This window comes from Polyangium jinanense (assembly GCF_028435265.1).
Lineage (GTDB): Bacteria > Myxococcota_A > Polyangia > Polyangiales > Polyangiaceae > Polyangium > Polyangium jinanense.
In genome coordinates, this window is sequence record NZ_JAGTJK010000035.1 from 1 (window position 1) to 25230 (window position 25230).

Below are 25230 nucleotides of genomic sequence, written 5' to 3' on the forward strand. Positions count from 1 at the left end.
GCGCAGTTCATCGACCCCGGGTCCAGCGCTTGCGCTGGTCCGGGTCCAGGGGTGGACAACCCCTGGTCGGGGTCCGGGGTGAAACCCCGGCGCTGCGCTCCCTGCTCAGAGCTTCTCGACGAGGATCGTCGTCATGTACGTGCCGGGGGCGGTCCGTACGGTGTGCCAGCCGCGGCCGATCGAGGTGGCGGCGATTTCCCAGGAGAACCATTCGCCGTAATGCTCGATGGCGCCTTGCGAGATACCCCAGCCGGCTGTGGGGGAGGGCTCGCGTGAGGCTTGATCCTTCCAGGAGGGCACGCGGATTCGGAAGCCGTTGGCCGTGATCACGGGCTCGTCGATCTTGCCGAGCTGAATGAAGGGGCCTTTTTCGTCGCTCGTCGCCTGGAAGAAACCTAGCTCGTCTCCCCGGTAGGCCACGAAATGGGCCGGCTCTCCCGCGCTGCCCGAGGGCCAGGGAATTCCGTTGATCGAGGCGTCTTGATGCTGCGTCCCGTCGGCGGAGCCGCGGAGCTGCGACAGCCGTATGGTGACGATCGACCCGAGGTGCGCGCAGAGCTCGCGCCGCACGGTCGTGGAGACCTCGATTCGTACGGTGGACGCGCCCTGGATCTCGACCACGCCGAACACCTCGAAATCGGTGTTTTCTGCGGCGAACATGATTCGATCGCCGTCGCTGCCGGCTTGGAACGCTGGGGGCCTTGCTGATCGGAAGTCGAGGACCGTGAGCCCGCAGCCGTCTGCCACGGCGTCGTAATCGAATGAGGGGACGATCTGCGCTCGATGAATCCCGGCGTCCACGACGATCGACGTCCCGTCGACCCGCGCGCGGAGCCCGCCCTTCTGTAGCGCCGGCTCGCCTTCGGGGAGCGGGCCGGCCTTCGGGGAATGGTTCGAAGGAGATGTCGAGGCCCTCGGGGCATGCGCAGAGGCCCAGAACCCAGCTCCGATCAGCGCGCCCGCGAGTGCTGGGATCGCAACGGGGACCACGCGCCGATGCATTCGATGAGCAAGCGCGGCGAGCACGAATGCCCCTGCAAACGGGAGCACGAGGAGACGCGCGTACGAGGTCGTGCCCGTGAACAAACCAAACCCCGCCGCGATGAACCAGAACCCTGCGAGCACGGCGGTCCCCGCGGCGGCCAGCTTTTCCCGGCGCGTGACGAGTGCAAAGCCGAGGACGAGCGCGAGCACGACGATGAGTGGCCCGAGGACCTGATGCTCGAAGAAGGCCGCCGATGGAACAGGAAAACCCCGCGGTTGCGAGAGCGCGTACGCGAAACCTCCCGCGGCATGACTGAATGCCGTGATCCCCAGGAGCACCCGCGCCGCGACGTCCCCCGTTTTCTCCATCCCGCCCACGGTATCCCGCGACGCCGGCAGGATCCAGGTGCTCGTGATTGCCTGCACCCCGAGCGCTGCGGTACGTTCGTTCCGTGATGCGTCGCCGCGCGTTTCGCCTCGTCTTCCTGGCCCTCGCCGCCTGCGGCCCCGCGAGCGTGCCTCCGCCGCGACCCACGGAGACACCACAAAACGCGCCCGAAAACACAGCGCCCCCGCCGTGGCCCTTCGCGGATACCATCCTGCCCGCGCCGCCGGCCCAGGGAACGCCGACCGAGCCCGGCCCGCGCCCCGGTTTGCCCGAGGGGCTCGTGCGCGCCGTGGAGACGCTCTTCCGGAGCGGGCTCGCCGATCCGCGTGGACTGCCGTATCACGAGGCCGCCATCACGCTCACGACGCAGCCGGAAGGCCCGGGTGAGACCGTCGCAACGAAGGCGTTCGTGCTCCCGGGGCCCGAAAGCGGGCCGCGGTTCGGGATCCTGTGGAATGGACTCGTGGTTCCGCTCGTCGCCGTCGGCCCGCCGGCGGACCTGCGTGCCGATATCGAATCGCTCCGGGCCAGCGACAAGCGCATCTGCGACCAGCAATTGGCCCATTTCCCCGGAATGCCTTGCATCCGGACGCGGGGGCCCCGGCCGGAGCTCCAGTCCCACAAGCTCGAACAGATCCTGCCGATGCAGGTCGCGATGCTCGTGCAGCTCGGCGAGGACACCCTCGCGCGAACGCTCTGGGAGATCTGGATCGCGGGCGGGGATCTCGAGACCACCCCCGAGATCTCCGGACGCGAGCGGGACATTTTCGCGTGCCTCGCCGAGCATTTTTTGCATGTGCTGCGCGACCGCGGGCTCTGGGCCCACGTGCGCGGCGACGACGCGCTCGCGCTCGCGAACCTGCGTGGCCTCGCCCGGCTTTCGCCTGCGCTCTCCGCGCGCGCGGCCGCGCTCGGGGCCGGCGAGCCAACCATAAGCATCCTCGCCGAGCCGCCGGGGCCTTTGCTCGCGGACCAGGAAAAACGTGCCGCGCGGCCGACGCCGGCACCAAAAGGTTTGCCTTTGCCCTTGCCCGCGGATCCGACGGCGCGCGTGGCGGCGCTCGTCGCGGCGCTCGGTGAGGTGCGCGAGCCCGCGTTCGGGCGGTCTGGCGCGCAGACGCAAGTCCTTGCAGACCCGATCTTGCAGGCGCTCCTCGCGGAAGGCGAAGCGGCGGTCCTGCCGCTCGCGGAGGCGCTCGCGAACGACGAACGATACACGCGATCGATATGGTACGAGGCGCACGGCATCGTGCTGCTCACGGTCCGCGACGTCGCCGAGCTCGCCCTCGACACGCTCGCCGCGGATCTCCCGCTCGCGCCCGCGCCGCCCGACGAGACAAAGCAACAGAAGGCCGAACGATTCCGGAAGGCCGCGGAAACGTTCAAATCGGTCCCCGTGGACGAGCGCTGGTTCCGCGCTCTCGCGGACGAAACCGCGGGACCTCTGCGGTGGGTGCAGGCGGCCACGCGTATCGTCGGACCCACGGACGCGCCCCGCCGGAGCCCCGACGCCTCGGATTTCCTCGCGCTTTTCCTGCGCGTCGACGGGCCGCTCAAACCTCGCTTCGCGGGCCTTTCGTCTCGGAAAAATCCATCGGTCACCGAGCTCCTCGCGCGGCGCATGAAGCAACTCGCCGACATGAAGGGGCACGGATACCTGCGGGCCTCGTGCGAGATGGGCCTCCTCCTCGCGCTCTGGGATCCCAAGGGCGCCACGCGCGCGCTCCGCGAGGGGACGGAACCCTTGCGCAAGAGCTTTCAAGAAATCAAGGACCCCGAAGGCGCGGACGAGCTGCGCCAGTGCCTCGCCGTGTTTTACGTGGCGCGATCGGCCTCGGGGGACGAAAAGGCATTCGACGAATACGCGTCCTTCATCCGCGAGATCGATCCCGCGACCGTGCCCCCGAGATCAGGCACGCTCCTCGCGCCCCTGGCCCTCCGGCCCACGCGCCCTTCCATCGTCGCCGCAGGCCGCGCGATGTTCGCGACCAAAACCTCGCCATGGGTAAGTCGCTTCCGGCGTGGCGAGCGTGACGATTTGCTCGATCCCTCCTTGCTGCGAATCCCCGGCATGCGCGAGCTCGTCCTCCCGGCGCTGGAGGACAGGGCCGCGGTCGGCACCATCGAGATCGACGAATTTGGAGAAGCCGAATGGGGCCTCGACGGCGCTCGGGAATTCGATCGCGAGCACGAGCAGGTCGATCCGCGGGATCCCGGCGCCGCGCCCTCGAACACGAAGATGCCGCTCCGCGTGTGTGATCGCGTCGCAAGCGTCCTCGCGCGGCGCATCGGATCGGCCGCGCCGTTCCAGATGTACTGGGTCGAGCCGCGGCGCGACGACGCCATCGCCGCGATCCGGGCCTTCGTCGTGACGAAGTCCGAGTCGCCCCGCGCCCCCTGAACGGCATTTCCGTCGGAATCGACAAAACACGTAGAAAACGCAATTGATCTCGTCCCCGACGGAACGATTTTCTCCCGTATCGCCTCCTCGCCCACGCGGCCGTTCATCCGCTATGCTACGTGTGGGTATCGGCCCCATACACGTGTCATGACGAACGTCGCACTGCTCGGATACGGCCGCTTCGGCGCGGCGATGGCCTCGCTCCTCCGGGACGCGAACGTCGACGTGCGAGCTCTCGACGATCGCTCCCATGTGCCGGAGGACATGCGCGCCACGTCGCTCCCGGATCTCGTCCGAGGCCGTGATTTCGTGGTCGTCGCCGTCCCCGTCACCGCCATGCGCCGCGCGTTCGGGGCGATGCGGCCGCTGCTGTCGCCCTCGCAGATCGTCGTGGACGTGGGCAGCGTCAAGCTCGGCCCCTCGGCCGCCATGAACGAATGCTTCGGCGCCGAGATCCCCTGGGTCGCCACGCATCCCTTGTTCGGACCGATCAGCCTCTCGCGAGGCGAGCGACCGCTCGTCGCGGTCGTCTGTCCCAATGCGACCCACCCGGCCGCCGTCGACCGCGTGGTAAAACTCTACGAGCGAATCGGCTGCACGGTCGTCCTGGAGGACGAGGCCACGCACGATCGCAACATGGCCTGGACACATGCCCTCGCATTCTTCGTGGCCAAGGGTATGCTCGACGCGGCCGTGCCCCTCGACATTCCGTACGCGCCGCCCTCGTTCCAGGCGCTCGCGCGGACCGTGGAGGCCGCGCGCTCGGACGCGGGGCACCTCTATGCCGCGCTCCATCGCGAAAATCCCTATGCCGCCGAGGCCCGCCGGAAGCTCGTCGATGCGCTCCTCGCCGCCGATCAAAACCTCTCCGGAACGGACGGGATGGCTCCGCCGCCGTCCTCCGCGCTCGTCTTGCCCTCCAAGGCGGGCACGCAAGCCTTGCGAGAGACGCGCGATCTCATCGACGACCTCGATCGTGATCTCGTGGAGCTCCTCGGGCGGCGGGCGCAGCTCGCGCGACGCGCGGCGCGGGAGAAAGCGAAGCTCGGCCGTCCCGTGCGGGATCCCGAGCGCGAGGCGGAGCTCCTCGATGCGCGCAGGCGCTGGGCGGCCGAGCGGGAGCTCGATCCGGCCTCGGTGCACGAGATCTTCGACGCCATTCTCCGATTCTCCAGGCGCTTGCAGCACGAGGAGCCCACCGAGGAAGCGGACTGATCTTTTTGTAGCCCTGTCGCGGCCGTCGCGGCATCCAACAGGACACGGACTGTAGGGGGAACTTACATGATTGTCACACTCGAGCCCGACGCGCCCGAATCGCGCGCCGAGGCGGTCATTCGCCTCGCGGCACGGTATCCGGGGGTCTCGGTCCAGAAATTCGTCTTCCGCGGCGAATCCATTTCCATCACGGAGGTGCACCTCATCGGCTCGACGCGCGCCGTGCCGACGGAGCCCTTCGAAAGTTTGCCCGGCGTGCGCAAGGTCGTCCGCGTCTCCCGGAAATACCGGCTCATCGGCCGGCACCATCCGGACGCCGAGACGCACGGGTTCGAGTACAACGGCGTCCATTTCGACGAGAAACGCGTCCACGTCTTCGCCGGCCTCTGCGCCGTCGACACGCGCGAGCACGTCGGGCAGATGATGGCCGCGCTCGAACAAGCGGGCATCCGGACGACGCGCATGGGCGCGTACAAGCCGCGCACGAGCCCCTACGATTTCCAGGGCCTCGGCAAAGCCTGTTTGCCCTGGGTGTTCGAGCTCGCGGGCAAGCACGGCATCAAGGTGATCGCCATGGAGGTCACCGACGCGCGGCACATCGACGAGATCAACACGGCGCTCGCCGCGGCGGGGGATCCGACCGGCGTCATGCTCCAGATCGGCACGCGCAACACCCAGAACTTCGAGCTCTTGAAGCAGGTGGGTCAGCAGAAGCGCTTCCCGGTGCTCTTCAAGCGCGGCATGGGCATCTCGCTCGAAGAATCCTTGAATGCCTGCGAATACGTGGCGAGCGAGGGCAACCCGAACATCGTGTTTTGCCTGCGCGGCGTGAAGACGCACCTCGGCGATCCGCACAGGAACCTGGTCGACTTCTCGCACGTGCCCGTCGTCCGCCGGCAGACGCGCCTGCCCGTGTGCATCGATCCCTCGCACGCGGTCGGCCGCATGGACAACGCGCCCGACGGCCTGCCCGACATCTTCCACGTGGTGGGGCAGGGGATCATCGCCGGCGCGTCCATGGTGCTCATCGATTTCCACCCGCGGCCCGACGAAGCGCTCTGCGACGGCCCGCAGGCCCTCGAGCTCCAGGCCTTGCCGCGTTTCGCGCGGTACGTGGAGAGCGTGCGGCTCGCATACGCAGGAATCGTCCGCGAGTTCGGGGCGGCCACGGCGCCGCCGCCCGCATCGTCGTCGGAGCCGAGCGCCGCTTGATCGAGGCCCGAGGCGCCGTGGAGGGGATCTCGGTCGCTTGCCTCGGTCCCTCGGGCACATTCAGCGAGGAGGCGGCCTCGCGTCATTTCGGGCAGGACGCCCAGCCCTTTTTCTGCACCTCGATCGACGACGTCTTCGACGTGGTGGAAGCGCGCGCGGCCCCATTCGGCGTCGTGCCCGTGGAAAACTCCCTCGAAGGCGCGATCGGCCATACCCTCGACCGCCTCGTCGCCTCGCCGCTCCGCATCTCCGGCGAGGTCGCGCTCCCCATCCGGCAACACCTTCTCCGGCGCGACGGGCATCTCCACGGGCTCACGCGTGTCTACGGGCACGCGCAATCCCTCGCGCAATGTCAGCGATTCTTGAAAAAGACGCTCCCGCTGGCCGAGCGTGTCGCGGTCTCCAGCAACGCCGAGGCGGCGCGCCTCGCCGCGCTCGAGCCCGGCTGCGCCGCCCTCGCGGGCAAGCGCGCGGCCGCGATCCACGCGCTCGCCATCCTCGCCGAGGGGGTCGAGGACGATCCCACGAACACCACGCGCTTCCTGGTGATCGGCGAAACCAGCGCCGCCCCCTCGGGCCACGACAAGACCTCGCTCGTCATGTCAGCGCCGAACCGCCCGGGCTCGATGGTCGCGCTCCTCCGCCCTTTCTCGCGGCACGGAGTCAGCATGACCAAGCTCGAATCACGCCCCTCGCGGCGAGGTCTCTGGGATTACCTCTTTTTCGTCGACATCGAGGGCCACGCAGAAGACACCGCCGTCCACCGCGCCCTCGTCGACCTCGAAGCACGCGCGGGCTACCTCAAGGTCCTCGGCTCGTACCCGATGGCGCGTCCCTGCTGAGCATTGGTCTCATCTGGGAGGCGCTTCGCCGGGGCTCTGCCCCGGACCCCGCGGGGGCTGTCCGCCCCTCGACCCGGACCAGGCACGGCCTGGACCGAGGGTGGAAGAACTGCGCGATGCGCAGTTCTTCCAACGGGCCCGTGAGAGAGCCTTGCCCGTCGAAAGGGCAGCGCGGCTTTCTTGATGGGCAGGGCTGCTTGCGGTCTTGCCTCGGGCTTGTTCGATGAACTGCGCATCGCGCAGTTCATCGACGAACGGTCCAGCGCTTGCGCTGGTCCGGGCCCAGGGGCGGATAGCCCCGGTGGGGCCTGGGGCAACGCCCCAGCGCGTCCCTGATCGGAACTTCCTCGCCCCCTCGAAGGCTCCTCGCGTACCATGGAAACCATGGAATACGCGCACGGTCGGCCGAGGTCTGGATCCAGCACGAGCGCTTCTGCATCGCTCGTCGTTTTCGCTTCATCGCTCGTGATCATCGCGGCGCCCGCGTGCGTCGCGCCCGAGGTGGACGAACCGTCCGTCGAGACGGCGACGTTCGCATACACGGTCCCGGCGAAGGGGACGGCGACGACGCTCGACGTCGCCGCCTGGAACCTGGAGTGGTTCGGCGACACGAGCCGCGGGCCCACGAACGACACGCTGCAGCGGCAGAACGCGTACGACGTGATCACCGGCGCGGACATGGATCTCTGGGGCGTCGAGGAGATCGTGAGCGTGTCGCAGTGGAACACGCTCAAATCGCAGCTCACGGGCTACGCCGGGTTCCTCTCGAACGACCCGATCGTGACGAGCGGGTCTTCGTACTACACCACGTCCGAACAAAAACTCGGTTTCCTCTACAAGACCTCGATCGCCACGGTGCAAAGCGCGCGCGTGATCCTGACGGCCTACGACTACGAGTTCGCCGGCCGGCCTCCGCTCGAGGTGAAGCTCTCGGTGACGCTGAACGGGACGACCGACAACGTGGTCGTCATCGTGCTCCACATGAAGGCGCTCTCCGATTCCGCGAGCTACCAGCGTCGGCTCGACGCATCCGCCGCGCTAAAATCCTATCTCGACACGAACTACCCGACGCAGAAGGTGTTCGTCGTCGGCGATTTCAACGACGACCTCGACAAGTCGATCTCGGGCAGCGCCACGCCCTACGCGAATTACCTCGCCGACAGCGCGGACTACCATTTCGCCACGAAGGTCCTCACGGACGCAAACATCTCGTCGACATCGAGCGGCGGCGCGACCCTGGACCACCACCTCATCACGAACGAGCTCGCCCTATCCCTCGTGCCCGGCTCCGTGGAGGCCTACCGTGTCTCCGAATTCATCCCAAGCTACGCCTCCACGACGAGCGATCATTTCCCCATCCTGAGCCGCTACACCTGGGCCGCCGCCAAGCCCGCCCAGATCGTGATCAACGAGATCTGCGCAAACGAGCCCGGGAGCAGCGTGACAGGCGAATTCGTAGAAATCGTCAACATCGGCGGCGCCCCCGCGACACTCGACGGCTGGACGCTCTCGGACGCCTCGTCGGTACGGCACACGTTCGCCGCAGGCACGACCCTCGCCGCGGGCAAGAGTCTCGTCGTCTTCGGCACAGCCGCCGGCATTCCCGCAGGCACACCAAACGCAATCGCGAGCAGCACGAGCAACCTGGGTCTCGCCAACGGCGGCGACGCCGTCTACCTGCGCGACGCCGCAGGCACGACAAAGGACTCCTTCAGCTACCCCGCCTCCCTCGCCGCAGTCGACGGCGTCAGCATGAACCGCAGTCCCGACGCCGCCGAGAGCGCAACGTTCGTTCTACACACTGCCCTCGTCGCAGCCGCAAGCTCGCCTGGCACACGGGCGAATGGGGCGGATTTCTGAGCAGAGGCGTGGAGCCGGGGCGCTGCCCCGGACCCCGCGGGGGCTGTTCGCCCCTCGACCCGAACCAGGGCAAGCCCTGGACCATTTTGGGAAGAACTGCGCGATGCGCAGTTCTTCCCACAGGCCGATGCAAGACCAGGGACGGTGTTGCCAGTCACGGCGGTCTTGGTTGGCAGGGTCGTAGCTGGTCTTGACTCGGCCTGTTCGATGAACTGCGCATCGCGCAGTTCATCGACCCCGGGTCCAGCGCTTGCGCTGGTCCGGGTGCAGGGGCGGATAGCCCCTGCTGGGGTCTGGGGCAAAGCCCCAGCGAAGCGGCTTCAGCTGACAACAGGCCCCACCGCCGAAAGCTTCTTCGTCGCCAGTACCCAATAAATCGCCCGGATCGAACCATCCTCGCCGATCTCGCATTGCAGCACCGAGCGCGGCGCGAGCTTCCGCCCCGGCGCGTGCTCCAGCACCACGGCGGGCATCCCGTTCACCATTCGAAATGCGAACTGCGCGCCCATGTTGTGCCGTTTGCCGAGCCCCACGAACAAGCGTCCGACCCGATCTCGCCCTAGGATTGGCAAGCGCGCTGCGAAGAACTCGCCTCCGCCGTCGCTCAGGTGCCGGACCTCGGCGTCCAGCATCGATTCGAGTGCTTTTCCATCCGTGGTCCCGAGCGCCATGAGAAACCGCCCCAGCGCCTCGCGTGTCTTTTCTACGAGCTCGGGCGTGCGCCGCGTCCGGCTCGACTCGTAGGCCGAAAGCGCCCGACGCGCCCTGTGGTGCATCGTCTTCACGGCTGTTTCCGTCATCCCCAGCGCGTCGGCCGCCTCCTTCACCGACCAGTCGAACACGTCGCACAGAAGCACGATCGCCCGCTGCCGCGGCGTCAGCGCCTCCAGCGCCACGAGGAACGCCATCGACACGCTCTCCAGGAGATCGTAACGCCCCTCGGTCTCGACCGGCTCGATCCCGATCTCCAGCACGCCGTCTCCGTCTGTCTCGACCGGCGACGGCAGCCACGGCCCGTCGTATGCGCGCCGCCGCCGCGCGCGTAGCCGGTCGATTCCGAGGTTCACCGCCACGCGCGTCAGCCACGGCCGCACGGGTTCATCCGTGCGGGCCGGTGGACGCTCGATCGCGCGGAGGAGCGTCTCCTGCACGAGATCGTCCGCGTCCGCCGCCGATCCCGTCAATCGGTAGCAAAGACCCCACAGATACCGCCGATGCTCCCGCGCGAGCCCGTCCCCGTCCGCCATCACGTTCACGCCCTCGCATCGAAGCTCTTTCGGCCCACGTCGCCAAGCACATTCACCTCCCGCCGCGTCGCGGCCTGCGCCGCGGCCCGCCCGCTCGCAAAGCTCGCGTCCGCGAGCATGCCCGCGTGCCCCACCCAGTCGCCCGCCACGAACACCCCGGGCGCGCCTGGCACCGCGGGCCCGGGCCTGCCACGCGTGCCGCCGCGCGCTGCCTGCGGGAAATCGTGCGTCACCGTGATCGAAGGCAAGAACCGCCGCTCGACCACGAGGTGTTTCGCGCCCGGTTGCAGAAGTTCGAGCACCTCTTCGAGCTCTCGCTCCACCGCCCGAGAATCCTCCAGCGCGCCGTACCGCGCCACGTGGATCATGGCGCCTCCCTCGGGCGCGAGGCGCGCGGACGCCGAGTGCACCGAGAAGTAGAGCGGCCGATCGATCCCCAGCGCGAACGTGTTCCGCGGCTGCGGCAGGCGCGAGAGCGCGACGTCCAGGCACGCGGCCGTCACCGGAATCGCCGCCGCGGACCACGCCGCGAGGGCCGGCACGTCGGGCAGGAGCGAGGAGGCGAGGGAAGGGCTCGCCGCGATGATCACAGCGTCCGCGGGGATCTCCGCCCCATCCGCGAGCCGCACCGCCTTCACGCGCCCATCCTCCCGCACCACGGACACGGCCTTCGCGCCCGCAAGGAGCTCCGCCCCCGCGGCCCGCGCGACGTCGGCGAGCCCGTTGACCATCGTCTGCCAGCCGTCGTGCAGGTAGATCACGCCGCGCGTCGTCCCGAGCCGGAACTGCGAGATGGCGGCCTCCGCCGAGAGCCGCTCCAGATCCGAGCTGTACGTCGAGACCCGAATGAGCGCCCGGATCACGTCCCGCGCCTCGGGCGTGCGGACCCTCTTCGTGAGGAACGCCTCGAAGCTCGTCTCCGCGAGCGAAGCGAGGTCCAGCGCATCGAGGCCGGCAAGCAGGCGCGAGACCTCAATCTTCCCGACGAGCGGCAAGACCGACGACGTCAAGAGCGACACAGGCCCAGTCGGCAGAGCCCGGAGAATGCCCCCATGCAGAGCGTACGCCCCGTTGCTGGTCGGCGGCGGCGCGCCTTTCGTCTGCACGCCGAGCTCGCCGAGCACGCGCTCTGCCTCGCCGCCCCGGTAGAGCGCATGCGGACCGATGTTCAACGAAAACCCCTTCTTCTCGTGGGTCGCCGCGCGCCCCCCGAGCTCCGAAGCCTTCTCCAGCACAGTCACCCGCCGGCCAGCCCGCGCCGCATACGCCGCCGCCGAAAGCCCCGCAAGTCCGCCGCCGATGACCACCACCCGAGCCGCCGTGTTCGTCGTCATGATCGCACCTCTCAGAGGAGGCACGTCCAGGGGTCCGGAAAGGTTACGCGGAATCGACGCGACGTGATCGTGGGAGGCGGGTTACTTCCGGGCCAGCCACTCCAGGAGGGCGACGAGGACGGCGAGCCCGGCGATGGGGACGGCGATCCAGCCGAGGAAGGTGATCCAGCCGCGGCGCAGGGAGCGGCCGCCGCGGTCCTCGCAGGCGAGGCAGATGGCCCAGACGCGGGCGCCGCCTTCCGTGAGGACGCAGCAGTCGCCGCAGACGGGGGACTGGCAACGCGCGCAGGGACCGGCGGCCACGGCGCTGCAACGGACGCAGCGGGCGACGGGAGGGCCGTCGTCGTGGTGGATCAGGCCGCCGGACATGGGGAGGATGCTAGCAGCGCCGGTCTCCTCTGCGAGGCGCTAAGATACGCTGGCCTTTCGCCGTGACGGACCGAACCTCCTTCTACCGCACGATACCGCCGCCCGATGCGCTGCGTCCGTTCATCCGCAGCTTCTGGGTGTACGACGGGTACCATCCGGCGCACCTTCTCGATCGGGTCCTGCCCACCGGCACGCTCGAGATCGTCGTCCCCATCGGCGGCAAACGACTTGCCTGGCGGGAGCTCTCGGGCCGCGACGGGACTTGCCGCACCGCCCTCGTGTCGGGCCCGCGGCGTATTGCGTTCGATGTGCCCACGGCGCCGCAGGGGCGGCTCGTCGGCGTGCACTTTCATCCGGGCGGCGCGTGGCCGCTCCTCGCGATTCCCATGGATGCCCTCGCCGACCGGCACCACCCGCTCGAAGACCTTTTGGGCGCATCCGCGCGCGAGCTCGCGGAGCGCATTGACGATGCGGCATCGGACGCGGAACGACTCGCGATGCTGAGCGCTTTTTTCCTCCAGCGTGCACGAGCGAGCCGCGCCTCGCACCCTGCTGTGACGGCCATGATTCGACGGGCCGAGCGTGGCTCCTCGGACGTTGCGATTGCGACCGAGGTCGCGGCGTCTGGGTTGAGCCACCGCAGGTTCATCGAGCTGTTTCGCCGCGAGGTTGGCTTGACGCCTCGTGATTTCCTTCGCGTCCAGCGGTTCCAGCGGGCGCTCGGCATCGCCGCGCGGAGCGGACGCGCCGGGGCCGACCTCGCCTACGAGGCTGGGTACGCCGACCAATCGCACTGGCTCCTCGAGTGCCGCAAGCACGCGGGGCTGTCGCCGCGTGAGCTCCTCGAAAAGCAACGAGGCGCGAGCGCTGTTCCGCCGGCCGAGAGGGGTCAAATGCTTCCTATTCGTTGACCCGGCGCCTGATCCAAGCTCCCGCGCATGCATGTCATCTTTGGTTCCAGTGGCGTCGTGGGAAGCGCGGTCCTTGCGGAGCTTCACCAGAAGGGCTTACCCACGCGTGGTATCTATCGTTCGAGGAAGCCGGGACCTCACGCGAGCGAGGTCGCGCGTGTTGATCTCGAAACGGGTGACGGGCTCGACGCGAGCCTCGTCGGGGCGACGACGGTCTTCCTGGCGACGGGAGACATGATCGATCAGGTCTCCGCCGAGCTCCGCGTGATCGAAGCCGCGCGGCGTGCCGGCGTGGGCCGGATCGTAAAACTCTCGATCATGAGCGCGGAGAGCGAAGCGTTTTTTTATGCGCGCGTTCATCGCGCGATCGAGCGCGGCCTTCTAGCCTCAGGGATCGCATACACGCTCCTCCGGCCTGGCGGCTTCATGCAGAACTTCGTCCACTACTACGGCCACGCGATCCGAACGGAGGGTGTCCTTCGCCTGCCTTGCGACGACTTCGCGGAGAACGTCATCGATGCGCGCGACATTGCGCGGGTGGCGGCCGAATGCCTGTCGTCGGATCGCTTCGAGGGACAGGCGCTCACGCTTTGCGGGCCGCGGCCGATCTCGTATTCGGCGATGGTCGCCGAGATCTCCGCGCTCACCGGCCGGAAGGTCACGTTCGAATCGATCTCGCCGGACGCATTCCGCGAGGCGATGCTGCCGTATGCCGTGTCCCGAGAGCACGTCGACGGGATCACGGCGATGCTCCGCTACCATCAGGAGGGCAGGGGACCCAAAACGAGTGATGCGGTCCTCGAAGTGACCGGCACGCGGCCGCGCTCCTTCGAGGAATTCGCGCGCGAGCACGCGTCGAGCTGGGTCCCGTGACGGACGGGACGCCCTAGAGCATCGACCGGTTCGATGCTCGGAAGATCGCGAAGCGATCTTCCCTCGGGGAACAGTTCTGGTCCTTCTGACCCGGGGTCGCCAGCGTGACGAACGTGGCCCGCGCATCGCGAGATCGTTTCGGCACCGGTGTGGCGGAGACGCCGGAGGATTGATAGGCTGCGCGCTCGCGAAGGGGAGCGCAATGGACCGTCGGCAACTGATCTTGGGAATGGGCGGCGTGGTGGCGCTCGGCGCGTGCCGGGCGGCGGACGGCAAGCCGCGGCAATCGGCGGCGCGCGCCGATCTCTACCGGTGCGAGGGCTGCGAGGGCGTGTTCGAGCGGCAGCCGACCGCTTCGAGCGCGCGGATCGCGCCGCCGGGCGAGCCGGGCGAACCGCTGGTGCTGGCGGGAACGGTGATCGCGCTCGACGGCAGGCTTGCGGCCGGCGTGACGATCTACGCCTATCACACCAATTCGGCGGGCTTTTATGCCAACGGCACGCCCGAGACCGAGTGGAGCCGCCGGCACGGCCGGCTGCGCGGCTGGGCGAAGACCGGAGCCGACGGGCGCTACCGCTTCGAGACGATCAAGCCCGCGCCCTATCCCGACCGAAGCCTGCCCGCGCATGTCCATCTGACCATGTTCGAGCCCGGGCGGCGGCCCTACTGGATCGACGACATCGTTTTCGACGACGATGCGCTGGTCGATGCTGCCTATCGCCGGCGGATGGAGAATCGCGGGGGCGACGGGATTGTCCGGCTGGACCGCGAGGCCGACGGGCGGCTGCTGGCGGTGCGCGACATCCTGCTTGAGCGGCACCCAGCTTAGCGGCGGCGGAGCAGCGCGTCCTCGTTGACGGGCCGAACGCTGATAGGTTTGTAAGTCAAAACGCCAGCCGGGTTTGCGTCGACGGGCCGCGTTCGATTTTCTGTTACCTCTCGCTTCCCCGCGCATTGTTTGTAGGCATGGGATCGTCCAAACCCGATTCACGCAGCCGACGCGACGAGCTCCTCGGCTTGCGGCTCGATGTCCGGCGCATCGTCCGGAGCGACAAGGCGCGCACGCGCGACTCCGCGGACGACAAGGAACAGCAGGTGATCGCCAACGCGCTCGGCGACCTCCCCAACTACGCCCCGCACCCTGACGGCATGAAGCCGTGGGTCGTGACGATCACGCGGAACGTGATGGGGACAGCGCGCCGGATCACTCGCCGGCACCGGCAGGTGTTCGAATCCGACGCTGGGCGCGTGGCCAAGTTCGCGACGTTGGACCCCTCGCCCGAGCGCGCGGCGCAGTTGAAGCAGGCCCTTCACAAGGTGATGGATGCTGTCGGAGACCTGCCCCCCTCCCAAGCGGCGGTCTTGTGGATGGTGTGCGTCGAGGGTCGATCGCATGAGGAGGCCGGGGCGAAGGTCGGGATTTCCGAGGACGCGGCGAAGATGGCGCTCTCTCGCGCGCGCGAGACCTTGCGGGAGCGTCTCGGCAAGGATCTGTTCTCCGTCCCGCCTCCCCTGCTCGTGCTGCTCTTCGACTGGTTTCAGCGACTCGGCCACCTGTGGGCGATGCTCATGGCCATGGTGTTCGCGTCGCTCGCGCTCGCGCCGCGCGAGCCTGACGGCGAGCTTCACGCCGCGGCCACGGGCGCGGCGCGCGCCGTGGCAGCGTCCGCCGTGGACGTCGCGCGTGCGGCGGCCGCGGAGCCGGCGCCGTCGTTCGAGCACGCTGGTTCACCCGTGCCCGTCATGGTGCCGCCCACGCCGACGAAGCAGACGCACGCGCCACGACGTCCCCTGGTCGACAGCGACAAGCAAGGCTGTTCGAAGGCAGGTTTGTCCAAGGGCGGTTGGGGTTCGTCCGGGGACACGTCCTTCTAGCTTTCGCGGCTGCATGTATGCTATGGATCCAGAGCCATGCGTTCCGTGATCGTGGTCTCGACACTGCTTCTCGTGTCGCCCTCAGCATGGGCGCAGAGTCTTCCGAGCCCTGACGTCGAGGAGGATCGCGAGGCCGAGGTCGAGCTCCGGTTCAAGGCGTTGGCGCAGCTCGGCGATCGCGAGCGCGCCGCGGGGCGGTTACGTGAAGCCGCGAGGGCCTACCGACAGGCGCTGAACGTTCGGCACGATTCCCTTGTCGCAGGGCGTCTAGGGATGGTGCTGGTCGAGGGCGGTAGACCCGAGGACGCGCCCGAGCTCCTGCTCGATGCGATCCATCGGGCCCCTGCCGCCACGCCCGCGGAGCGGGCAGAGCGCAAGCGCTTCTTCGAGGCCCATGAGGTGGCGCGCGCTCATGGCTCGTGGGTCGAGGTGATGGTCTCTCACGCTGGCGCGCGTGTGACGGTGGACGGCATCGATCGGAACGACGCGGGGCGGTCGGCCTTCTGGACGTTCGTGGCCGGGGGAGAGCACGAGATCCGCGCGACCCTCGACGGCTTCGAAGAGGCGGTCGTAAAGTTCACGGCCGTGAAGGGGCAGGACATGAAGGTTCCCGTCCCCCTGACGGCGCACAAGGTGGAGGAGAAGCCGGCGGTCTATGTGCCGGAGAAGGACCCGACCGCGACTTTGTCCGCTGTGGTGGCCGGGCCGGAGTTCACGAAGCAGGAAGACCCTTTCGCGTACGAGGAGCAGCCGAAGGATCCGACAACGGCCACCGAAAGAAAGGGCCTGCGGGGCTTCCTGGGAGTGGGGCCGGTGGTCGTGTTTGGTGTCGCTTCGTGGATGCCCGCCGTGGGGGCGATGATCGGCGGTGGTTTGCAGGTCAACCAGCATCTCTCGATTGGGCTAGAGGCACGCGGGGCGTGGTTGACAACGGGTGTCGCAGACGAGCCCATCAATGCTATGACGGCGGGCGGGATGGCAAGCTTGTGTGGGCACTACAAGTGGTTTTTCGGCTGCGCGCTCGGTCATCTAGGCGTGATTCGCGTCGAGTTCACGTCGCGCAGTTACAAGCCGGCAAGTTTCGCTGATGTTAAACCCGGAGCGGGTGGGCGCATCGGCGCCAAGATTCGAGTCACAGAGTCCTTTACGATCCAAGCCGCAGCCGACGTCCTCGGATTGTCGAGCGGCGTCCAGGTGGTTGTTGGACCAACGATCCTCTCCGATCAGCCGCCGGTCATGTTCGGCGTGCAGATTGGCGGAGGGTGGGAGTTTTAGACATGCGTACGGTTCTTGCCTGTTCGTTGTTTTTTTGCCTCGGAGTGGTCGGTGCGTCCTGTACGGCGGCTCCCTCTTTCTTTGAGGGCGAGTGCGATCCAGACTCGTTTTTCCCGACGCCCGCGTGTAGCCCCGACGGGGGCACGGATGCCGGGAGCGACGCGGATGCCGCGCCCGATGAGCCCGACGCGGCTCAATCCGCATGCCCCGGCCGGTGCGTCCCGGTACCCAGCGGAAACGCGGGCTACTGGTCGGAGGTCGCGGTCTCGCTCCTCGTATACCCTACCAATGCAATGGCAGAACCTCCGGAATGCCCAGAGGGTGCCTCCGCGGAGAAGTGGCGCCTCCTCGCAGACCTCGACGCCCCTGCCGCCGCGTGCGAGCCTTGCGAGTGCGGCCCCTCGACCGGCGCGTGCAAAGCACTGCCGGAGAAGATGCAGATCCGCGCGGGGGCGTGCGGGGAAAGCGGGGCCGCCAGCCTCCCTTTTGATGCTCCGGCCGGTTGGGATGGCTCCTGCACGAGCGAAAACGCCCTTCCGGCCGGTGCGCAGTGCGGGGGGGAGCCGTGTGCCCAGTCCGTGTGGGTTTCACCGCTCCCCGGGCCGACAAACGAGGAGGGGTGCAGCCCTAAGAGCGAGACACCTGCGTTCACCACGACGAGGGAGTGGAAGACCGCGGGCCTCGCGTGCATGAATAATACTGTGGACGACGCCTGCGCCGACGCAGGGACGCAGTATTGCGTGAACGATCCCGGCCCTGGCTGGCTCCAATGTGTCGTTCGCGAAGGGGCCGACGCCCCCTGCCCGGAAAACTACAACTGGGCCCGTTATGAGATGTACCCCGAAGATGCCGTCATCGACGAGCGCAACTGCGAGGAGTGCGCGTGCGGGCCGCCAGAGGCAAGCGCCTGTACGGCGTCGTTTCACCTCTACGAGGGGCCGCTCTGTTCCTCTCAATCGGAGCAGTTTGGCCTGGTGTCCCCCGATGACCAGTGTCAGGACACGGTTCCCCCGGGGCATGCCATCGCCGGCAAGGCGATCACGGACCTCGAATACGTGCCCGGCACGTGCGCCGCTACCGGCGGAGCGCCGAAGGGCGAGGCCAAGAAGGACATGACGAGAGCCGTCACCTTCTGCTGCCTCTACCCGTTTTACCTCATCAACTGATACCCGCCTCGTCGCGTATTTGTCCTAAGCGCTGCACAGCCACTGAAGCGCGTCGGCCAGTTCAGCCCGCCAAGGTTCGAACGCATGTGCTCCGTGAAACACGTGGTGCCTCACCTTGGCGCCGCTGGCTTTGAGCGCATCGACGGCGGATTGCACTCCGGCGACCTGCGTGAACTCCTGGCGCATTCCCGTGGGTGGATGGGTGGCGTTGTCCTCGAGCTCCTGGTCGCCGACGCTGAGCCAGTGGCGGGAGCTGATCTTCGGGAATGCGCGTGCGAGGCTCGCGAACCGTTTGCGTTCCCACCAGAAGGAGCCGGATTGGCTCAGCGCGGACGAAAAGACGTGGGGATGGGTCAGGGTCATGTGGGCGCTGGCGAGGCCGCTTAGGCTGAGACCGCAGACCAGATTTCTCTCGCCGCGGATGGTGCTCGCTCGGTTCCTGGCCCAGCGAACCAGGTCTTCGGAGATGAATCGAGCGAAGCGATCGTTGCAGACGAAGTCTTCGTGTCGCGACTGGGGGCCATTGCTCGGAACGAAGGCGAAGGACATCTGCGGAATGCGTTGACTTGCGATCAGCTCCTGGAGGATGGGCAGGGCGCCGACGCGCTCGAGATAGTATTCTCCGTCCAGGAACACGCAGAGCGGGTGCTCGGTCGCCTGGGGGCCGGCGATGAACCAGACGGTACGGGTGTAGTCTTTGCCTTCGACGACGACCTGCTCGGTGTTCATGGGCCGATTCTACTGAGCCTCGCGCTCGAAGAGAAGCGTGGGCTCGTTCAGCGCACCAGCGTTTGCATTGCTAAGGAGCGGCTCGACGTCGCTCGCGAGCCTGGCCCTCGAACAGCGCGATCCCCGCCTCGGCGCGAAGGTCCTGCACACGGCGCCCGAACCGAATCTTGAACCCGCTTGCGCTTTTGGCCTTACGGGTTGCCATGGTCCACCCCTTTCTGCGTCACGGGCCGGACGTAGACCCGCCTCTCGGGTACGACACTCTCCCACAAAACGACAGCGCCCGAGTTACCTCGTGCCCGCTCGCGCATTGTTTGTCTCCTGAAGGGGCGAGCATCTCGCTCCCTTTCGGCACAAGCGACCCGCAGAAGGGGGCGATGGGCATGCTTCTCTGGGCGAGCGCAGCCCTTCGCCCTCTCCTGGGGGTCGTTTGTCGCCGATCTCAGGCGGCTGCGAGTCGAGGCGCCCTTCACGCGCGCACGCCATCGATTTGCCGTCGCCTCGGGTCGGCGACGCCAAACGGAGGAACATGAGCGCACGACACGACACTGACGACGACGCCGCGACGACCGTGATGGACCGTCCAGTGCTCCCGCCGCAAAGCGGCGTTCGTCCAAGCGTCGCATATTCAGAGCCGCCGCCTCGCGATACGGTCTTCGATCCCCCGTCGCTCCGGAGTCGTCTCGGGGCCCTCGCCCATGCCCTGTTCTACCGCGTTCGCGAGCGCTTTCGCGCTCGCCGTTTGTCGGATCAGCTCCCTCCGCTTCCGCCGTCGCGCTCCACGAGGTCTACCTTGGCCGCGGTGGGCGTTGTCCCGTACGACCAGCGCGGCGAACAACTTCTCCTCGATATCGTGCGGGCGGACCCGATCTATCAGGAGGCCGCGATCCGCGTCGCGTATTACGCCTGTGCGCTGCGGAAGCAGGGCGCGGATGCCCATGTCGAAGGGCTCCTCCACTTCGCGCTGCTACGGATGCGGGTGGACAACAACGGCTTCGTTTCGGTCGCGCGGCTGCGGGATAGGCTGCCAGAGATATCGTTTTCGGGCGCGCTCGTGCCCGCCCTGCTTCGGCTGGAGAGAGCGGGCATCGTGTCTCTCTTGCCCGACCATGCCCGACCCGAGCGCGTACAACTCCGGGTCCCCCTTTGAAGCACAGGAGAGAGCAACATGAGCACGAAAACCACGAGCAGCACCAATAAGACCGACGAACCTGCGGAGTTGGCCACGGCGTTTGCGCTCGCCAGCGATGGCATTCTATATTTCGCATTCGAGAACGCTCCGCCGCCGGGCCGTTCGGTGTTCGTGGGCTATGCGCTGCGTGCCGACGAGGCCCAGAAGTTTGGCGTCGGGGGCTTGCTCCTCTGGGCAATCGTGCATCCGCTCGCGCTCGGGAGCGATGGGTGCATTTACGTCCGAGAGGGGCTCATCGACGCCGAGGGGCGAGACGTCTTCCGGGGCTTCGCCGCGACTCCCGAGGAAGCAACCCGCGCGGCCGAGGAACTACACCGTATCGCATCCAATGTCGTCGTCGAAGTCTTCGCGCGCAAGCGTGCCGCGGCATAGCCTGGTGCGAATCACGCCGGGCACGCCGTTTGCGGCTCCGGATGGTCGACGATGACGCAGCGTAAATTCATGGTTGAACTGCGGCCGTACGGCGAAGGCCAGCGCATCGGCCACGTGCGGCACGGTGAGAAGTTCATGGGGTTTAGCCGATACGTGCTGCCCCCCTTCACGCCCGTTCCGACCTTGCAAGAGGCTGCCGCGCTGATCTTCGGGCAGTACCGAAGGCTCGTCGTCAACTGGACGAGGAGCCCGATCCGGAGCTGGCGCGGCGTTATGCCGAGGGCGAGATGTAATTACGTCGGGGGCTCGTGCATCCTGCGCGCTTCGAGGTCTTTCCGAAGCTTTCGGCGCTCGCCCTTCGGCAGCTTGCGGGCGAGATCCGCGATACGGTCCAACTCGTCGTCTGCCGGGAAGGCAAGAAGTGGAATTACCCGAGCCCCTTCGGACTCGGCCAGCCGGAGAGCGCCGAGCCGGGCCTGCACCCAAGTACGTGGCCGCGATGCGCGTGATGTGTCCGAGCGCGTACAGCTATTCGTACGACGACAAAAACGGGCTGCATCAATGCTCTTCGGATACGGGGTTCGAGGTCGTCTTCTGCCCGTGAGCCGAGCCTCCGCGAGCTCCACGGCAAGCGTTATGAGCGTTGACGTACGGTGATCGAGCGTGCGAGCATCGCGACTGCCGCGCCGGGCGGTGCGGTAACAGGTGGTCATGGCATCCGGATCTCGCAGCGCGACCATGCTCGCCGGCACCGGCGTGGCGCTCGCGCTGGCTGCGGCGTGCGCGGGGCCGCCGTCGCAACGGGGACAGGTGTTGCGCTCGTTCCGACAAACCGTGGCCGACGATCTCGGCGGGGTGGTGACGTCGCCGGCGCTCGACTGCGGTGAGGTCGCGAGCTCGTACGACGAGCTCGTCCAGCACGACAGCGAGCCCCGGCGCTGCCTCGCCCGTGCGTTCCGCGCCTGCCAACCAGCGCGCGTGGATGGCTCGTACGACGGCGTCGATAGCGGGCCGTTTTACTGGTCAGCGGTCGTCACCACGCGTGCCGACAAGGGGGGGTGCGAGGTTCGTTATTACGAAGACGTGCGCCTCGATACCTATGGTGATCGGTCGATCACGCGGTACCGTTGCGGTGACCCCGCCCCCGAGACCGGCGCGAGCGCGACCAGGGGCTCGTGCGAGCTGGTCTGGAAAGAGCGACACGTGCTCTGCAGGGAGTATGCAGGCGAGGCGACGGCGCCGGGGGCCCGTCAGATGACGTGCGTGGAGCTACCGGCCGACGTTCGATGGTCGGGCCAGTCACCTCGACCGTGATGATCTGGCCCGGCCGATTGCATAAGACCGGCTCGTCGAGGTTGACGCGCGCGCACCTTGCGCGCGGGCTCGTTCAGCGTGCTCAGCGCAGGTGCTCGACCCGCGAGCCGAAGTCCCTCAGGCGCTCCATCACGTACGCGGGGGCCGGTTCGCCGACCCGCGCAGGATCCGGTTCGCCGACCCCGGCAGGATCCGATTGGGCTCTTGGGCGCCGGCCCTCTGCCGTTCGTCATCCTCCTGGCCATGATATTCTTCCTGCCCTTCGCGCTTCGACGTCGTCGGAAATAAAGGGGGACCCGGAGCGTCGCGGCGACGACGAGCAGGATGCCCCATCGTCGGAGCCCCCCAAGCCGCCGCAGAACCCTCACCGTCGGACAGGCGTGAACCCACGGCAGGGGGGCCTCCCCCTGCGGTAAGCCGTGCCCAACTCGGAGATGGTGACTGGACGTACCCGTCGAGGGTATCCTGGAACCGTCAGATGAAGATCCCGCCTCACCTCGAAAAGCTCCTCGACAAGGACCAGCGTCTCCACGGCGTCGTGTTGCAGACGCTAGGCGTCTTCGAGCTTTGGCTCAAGGACAACAAGGTTGTCTTCTTCCCGGAGTACACCGACCATGGCCCTGAGCATGTGGAGAGCGTGATGCACGGGGCAGAGGCGCTCATCCGTGAGGAAGCCTGGCCGCACCTCACGGCGCAGGACGCGGCCACGCTCCTCCTTGCCATCCTGCTCCACGACTGCGCCATGCACCTGAGCGAGGATGGGTTTCTCGCCCTCGTGTCCGCAGGAGCGCCATGGAAGCCGCGGGGGCGCCTCTTTCTAGACAGAATGGGCGATCATCCCTGGCCGCGACTCTGGCAGGAGTTTCTGCGTGAAGCTGCGCGCTTCGATGAGGGCAAGCTCCGCTCGCTTTTCGGTGACACCGAGCCCGCGCGGAACCCGGATACAGACTGGAAGAAGTGGACTTACCGCGATCGTCTCCTCATCGGCGAATTTATGCGCCGCCACCACGCCCGGCTCGCGCACGAGATCGCGCTGCTCGGCATCCCTGGACCAGGGATCGATCGTCTGGGATTTGCGCAGATGGACGAGTGGCTCAGGGATTTAGCGGGCTTTGTCGCGCGCAGCCACAACCTTGACCTGCGTGCCAGTGCAGACCTCATGCCCAAGAACGGACGGCGGAACTACCGCGAGGTCCATGCTCCGTTTGCGATGGCCGTTCTACGGATCGCCGACTACCTTGAAATCGAGGCGCCCCGCGCACCCCGCGAGTTGCTCCGCGTGCGCAGTCTGAAAAGCCCGATCTCGCAGGCCGAGTGGCGCAAACACGAAGCGGTGGTGCACGTTCGCCAGGATGAAGCGGATCCAGAGGCGCTCTTCGTCGATGCAGAACCAACGGACGTCAAGACGTTCCTAGGGCTCAGGCGGCTCTTCCAGGGGATCCAGGCGGAGCTGGATGCGTGCTGGGCCGTGCTGGGTGAGGTCTACGGTGCGGATACACGGCTGCGCGAACTTGGGCTGCGTGTGCGACGTCTTCGTTCCACCCTCGATGACGTCGCAGCCTTCGGCAAGACCGTGGATTACCTGCCCGTGGATGCGAGGTTTCGGGTCTCGGGCGGAGAGGTTTTGAAACTTCTGGTGGGACCGCTTTACGAGGAAGAGCCTGCTTTTGGGGTGCGGGAGCTAATGCAGAACGCGGTGGATGCGTGCCGGGAGAGGGAAGATTACCAGCGTCAGAACCCGGACAGGCGGATCGACTTGCCGGAACTCGAGGCAGACGTCGTCGTACTGCTGGAGGACAACGACGACGGCACGGGGTGGCTGACGGTCGAGGACCGGGGAATTGGTATGAGCCCGGATGTCGTGCAGAAGTACTTCCTCACGGCTGGGGCGTCCTTCCGCAACAGCGAGGCATGGCACCGGCAGCATGACGATGAAAGTGGAACCCCGCGCGTGCTTCGAGCGGGACGGTTCGGGGTGGGGGCGCTGGCGGCATTTCTGCTCGGGGACGAGATGGAGGTTACCACGCGTCATGTGGAGGAAGACCGAGGGGTCGCGTTCACAGCACGGTTGGACGAGCCGGCGATCGAGCTGCGATGGTGTGAGCGGAAGCCTGGGACGACAGTTCGCGTGAGGATCTCGAATAGCGAAGTCATGGATAGACTGCTGAGTCGAGCCGAGGGTGAGTCGTGGGATTGGTACTGGCTTGAGCGGCCCACTCTTGTCAGGAAAATCCTACTGCGCAACGAGTACGAGAGCTACCCCAATTCAGTGGGCCCTACGGATGGCGAGGTTGTATTGAAGCGCAGGTTGATACCATTGCATGGCGCTCCCCTCCCACTCTACTGGATAAGGACGTGTCACCCCGACTTCGATGACATCCAATACACCTGGAACGAGGGCGGCCACGGCACGTATGTACACAATGGATTCGTGCTTCGCGAGCCTTATAGCGCTGACCTCACCAGCGACGACTATCAACATCTATGGTACGGATACGGATGGTCGGAATTTATACGCCGTCCACGAATCTCCATTTTCGATCGCACCAACAAGATGCCAGTAAACCTTGTCCGGACTGGGCTATCAACGGGCGATACACCGGTTGATGCAGTCGTATTGCAATCCGTTTGCCGGGATATCCTAGGTGCTCTGCTCGTCAGGACTCCAGCTGTGCCGAACGAGATGATACCTCTGGTTATCGCAGATCGGTTTCGCGCTGGCTTGCATCCGAGCATAGGAACAAAGATGTTCGGATGGAGCTGGCTGTGGTGGAGTCAGGCCGGCATCGGGCTTGCGGACGGCGCTATGGCGAGCCAGATCGCAATGCATCCCATCTGCTTCGCTCCTATCTTTCGAGGAACCGATCGCATGCCCGCAGTGTCGTGGGTTTGGCAGGTGCTCAAGACTGAATGTGTCGTCGAGCTTCAAGGGTTCAAGCACGACAGTCGCGAAGATCTACACAATATAATGGCCCAATGGATGGTAATGTTCCATGATCCACTGGCTGTCGTCGATGATAAGCCCTTCGAACGAGGTCCGGATATCTTCGGCCCCTTCAGCCTCCTCACGCCACGCTCCACCCTGCTCATCGTCTGTCGCGCTCTGTGGGAAGCATGGCGCGCGATCGATCCTCGCCCCGAAACCATCCAGTACGCTTCAGTGGGCGAGCACTGGGTTCTTGAGTGGACTGGTGAAGACAACCGCAAGCTCCTCGACCTTGAACGCCTTGCCACCATCGTTCCCGAGGGCATAGAGAACCCCATCGGCATCTGGTTCGATTGCGAGGGACCCAACGAGGACCTACCCGACGAGGACATGATTATGAGCCCTTTGGCGGAGGCGTGGGAGGACATCATCCGTCACCCCGTCATCCCCTGGGACGAGGCGGAGCGCCGCGCACTCCTGCCGCATGCTTACAGCGAACTATCAGAGGAGATTACCCGGTGGGAGGCGGTTACGAAGCTGGAGCAGGAGCAGGAGGCAGGCGGTCGAGAGCGAAGCGATCGAGCTGTGACTCGCCGTCAGTCGACGTAAACCCGCGCAACCGCCAGCCCAGAGCCGCGCGGCCCTGGGGGAAGATCGAGAGCCAGGGTGTTTTGGAAGCAGCCCTTGTCCCTGCTTGTAACGAGGACGGGGGTCTGTCCCGAGGCCCTTCGACCCTCGGAGACGA

At 66.8% G+C, this 25230-nt stretch carries 22 protein-coding genes; 17 read left to right on the forward strand and 5 right to left on the reverse strand.

The genetic code is table 11. From position 1 onward, the window contains the following. Positions 1-105: 105 nt before the first annotated feature. Positions 106-1410: a hypothetical protein gene (locus tag KEG38_RS38535; protein ID WP_272425435.1), complete on the reverse strand. Its 1305-nt coding sequence runs from the start codon at positions 1408-1410 to the stop codon at positions 106-108. Between the two features lie 29 nt (positions 1411-1439). On the opposite strand from KEG38_RS38535, the gene KEG38_RS38540 reads away from it, so the two are divergent. The 5 genes from KEG38_RS38540 to KEG38_RS38560 all read left to right on the forward strand — a co-directional run bounded on the left by KEG38_RS38540 (position 1440) and on the right by KEG38_RS38560 (position 8902). Further along, positions 1440-3773, forward strand: a complete 2334-nt coding sequence (locus KEG38_RS38540) for a hypothetical protein (RefSeq protein WP_272425436.1) — start codon at positions 1440-1442, stop codon at positions 3771-3773. Positions 3774-3920: 147 nt separating this feature from the next. Next, entirely contained in the window at positions 3921-4988 is a 1068-nt protein-coding gene (locus KEG38_RS38545; RefSeq protein WP_272425437.1) for a prephenate dehydrogenase/arogenate dehydrogenase family protein, read from the forward strand. A gap of 66 nt (positions 4989-5054) precedes the next feature. Then, positions 5055-6200: a 3-deoxy-7-phosphoheptulonate synthase gene (locus tag KEG38_RS38550; RefSeq protein ID WP_272425438.1), complete on the forward strand. Its 1146-nt coding sequence runs from the start codon at positions 5055-5057 to the stop codon at positions 6198-6200. After that, on the forward strand, positions 6197-7042 hold the full coding sequence (gene pheA, locus KEG38_RS38555) for a prephenate dehydratase (RefSeq protein ID WP_272425439.1): 846 nt from the start codon (positions 6197-6199) through the stop codon (positions 7040-7042). Before KEG38_RS38550 ends, pheA begins: the two co-directional genes overlap by 4 nt. Positions 7043-7426: 384 nt before the next feature. Next, positions 7427-8902, forward strand: a complete 1476-nt coding sequence (locus KEG38_RS38560; RefSeq protein WP_272425440.1) for a lamin tail domain-containing protein — start codon at positions 7427-7429, stop codon at positions 8900-8902. A 320-nt stretch (positions 8903-9222) separates the two neighbouring features. On the opposite strand, the gene KEG38_RS38565 is transcribed toward KEG38_RS38560, so the two are convergent. The 3 genes from KEG38_RS38565 to KEG38_RS38575 form a co-directional block, all read right to left on the reverse strand. Then, on the reverse strand, positions 9223-10149 hold the full coding sequence (locus KEG38_RS38565) for a sigma-70 family RNA polymerase sigma factor (protein ID WP_272425524.1): 927 nt from the start codon (positions 10147-10149) through the stop codon (positions 9223-9225). A 5-nt stretch (positions 10150-10154) separates the two neighbouring features. Further along, positions 10155-11483: a protoporphyrinogen/coproporphyrinogen oxidase gene (locus KEG38_RS38570; protein WP_272425441.1), complete on the reverse strand. Its 1329-nt coding sequence runs from the start codon at positions 11481-11483 to the stop codon at positions 10155-10157. An 81-nt stretch (positions 11484-11564) separates the two neighbouring features. Continuing rightward, complete coding sequence (locus tag KEG38_RS38575; protein WP_272425442.1) at positions 11565-11852, reverse strand: hypothetical protein; 288 nt, start codon at positions 11850-11852, stop codon at positions 11565-11567. Positions 11853-11914: 62 nt separating this feature from the next. On the opposite strand from KEG38_RS38575, the gene KEG38_RS38580 reads away from it, so the two are divergent. From KEG38_RS38580 to KEG38_RS38605, 6 genes are all read left to right on the forward strand, one after another. Then, positions 11915-12763, forward strand: coding sequence for a helix-turn-helix domain-containing protein (locus KEG38_RS38580; protein ID WP_272425443.1), 849 nt, complete (start codon positions 11915-11917; stop codon positions 12761-12763). Between the two features lie 27 nt (positions 12764-12790). Beyond that, entirely contained in the window at positions 12791-13636 is an 846-nt protein-coding gene (locus KEG38_RS38585; protein ID WP_272425444.1) for an NmrA family NAD(P)-binding protein, read from the forward strand. Between the two features lie 202 nt (positions 13637-13838). Beyond that, positions 13839-14465 (forward strand): dioxygenase family protein, encoded by a 627-nt coding sequence (locus KEG38_RS38590; RefSeq protein WP_272425445.1) that lies wholly within the window; start codon positions 13839-13841, stop codon positions 14463-14465. A 137-nt stretch (positions 14466-14602) separates the two neighbouring features. Further along, positions 14603-15511, forward strand: a complete 909-nt coding sequence (locus tag KEG38_RS38595) for an RNA polymerase sigma factor (RefSeq protein ID WP_272425446.1) — start codon at positions 14603-14605, stop codon at positions 15509-15511. Positions 15512-15547: 36 nt separating this feature from the next. After that, entirely contained in the window at positions 15548-16786 is a 1239-nt protein-coding gene (locus KEG38_RS38600; RefSeq protein WP_272425447.1) for a peptidase associated/transthyretin-like domain-containing protein, read from the forward strand. Positions 16787-17475: 689 nt separating this feature from the next. Then, positions 17476-17952 (forward strand): hypothetical protein, encoded by a 477-nt coding sequence (locus tag KEG38_RS38605; protein WP_272425448.1) that lies wholly within the window; start codon positions 17476-17478, stop codon positions 17950-17952. A 24-nt stretch (positions 17953-17976) separates the two neighbouring features. On the opposite strand, the gene KEG38_RS38610 is transcribed toward KEG38_RS38605, so the two are convergent. Then, the gene (locus KEG38_RS38610; RefSeq protein ID WP_272425449.1) at positions 17977-18681 is read right to left on the reverse strand and encodes an alpha/beta hydrolase; all 705 of its coding nucleotides are present in this window, start codon (positions 18679-18681) and stop codon (positions 17977-17979) included. A 793-nt stretch (positions 18682-19474) separates the two neighbouring features. On the opposite strand from KEG38_RS38610, the gene KEG38_RS38615 reads away from it, so the two are divergent. The 6 genes from KEG38_RS38615 (at position 19475) to KEG38_RS38640 (ending at position 25094) form a co-directional block, all read left to right on the forward strand. After that, positions 19475-19831, forward strand: a complete 357-nt coding sequence (locus KEG38_RS38615; protein WP_272425450.1) for a hypothetical protein — start codon at positions 19475-19477, stop codon at positions 19829-19831. Positions 19832-19849: 18 nt separating this feature from the next. Next, entirely contained in the window at positions 19850-20245 is a 396-nt protein-coding gene (locus KEG38_RS38620) for a hypothetical protein (RefSeq protein WP_272425451.1), read from the forward strand. A 308-nt stretch (positions 20246-20553) separates the two neighbouring features. Next, positions 20554-20754: a hypothetical protein gene (locus KEG38_RS38625; protein WP_272425452.1), complete on the forward strand. Its 201-nt coding sequence runs from the start codon at positions 20554-20556 to the stop codon at positions 20752-20754. Continuing rightward, on the forward strand, positions 20745-20849 hold the full coding sequence (locus KEG38_RS38630) for a thaumatin family protein (protein ID WP_272425453.1): 105 nt from the start codon (positions 20745-20747) through the stop codon (positions 20847-20849). The genes KEG38_RS38625 and KEG38_RS38630 overlap by 10 nt, the downstream gene beginning before the upstream one ends. A gap of 107 nt (positions 20850-20956) precedes the next feature. After that, on the forward strand, positions 20957-21559 hold the full coding sequence (locus KEG38_RS38635; protein ID WP_272425454.1) for a hypothetical protein: 603 nt from the start codon (positions 20957-20959) through the stop codon (positions 21557-21559). A 478-nt stretch (positions 21560-22037) separates the two neighbouring features. Then, positions 22038-25094 (forward strand): HD domain-containing protein, encoded by a 3057-nt coding sequence (locus tag KEG38_RS38640; protein WP_272425455.1) that lies wholly within the window; start codon positions 22038-22040, stop codon positions 25092-25094. The last annotated feature ends 136 nt before the right edge of the window (positions 25095-25230 follow it).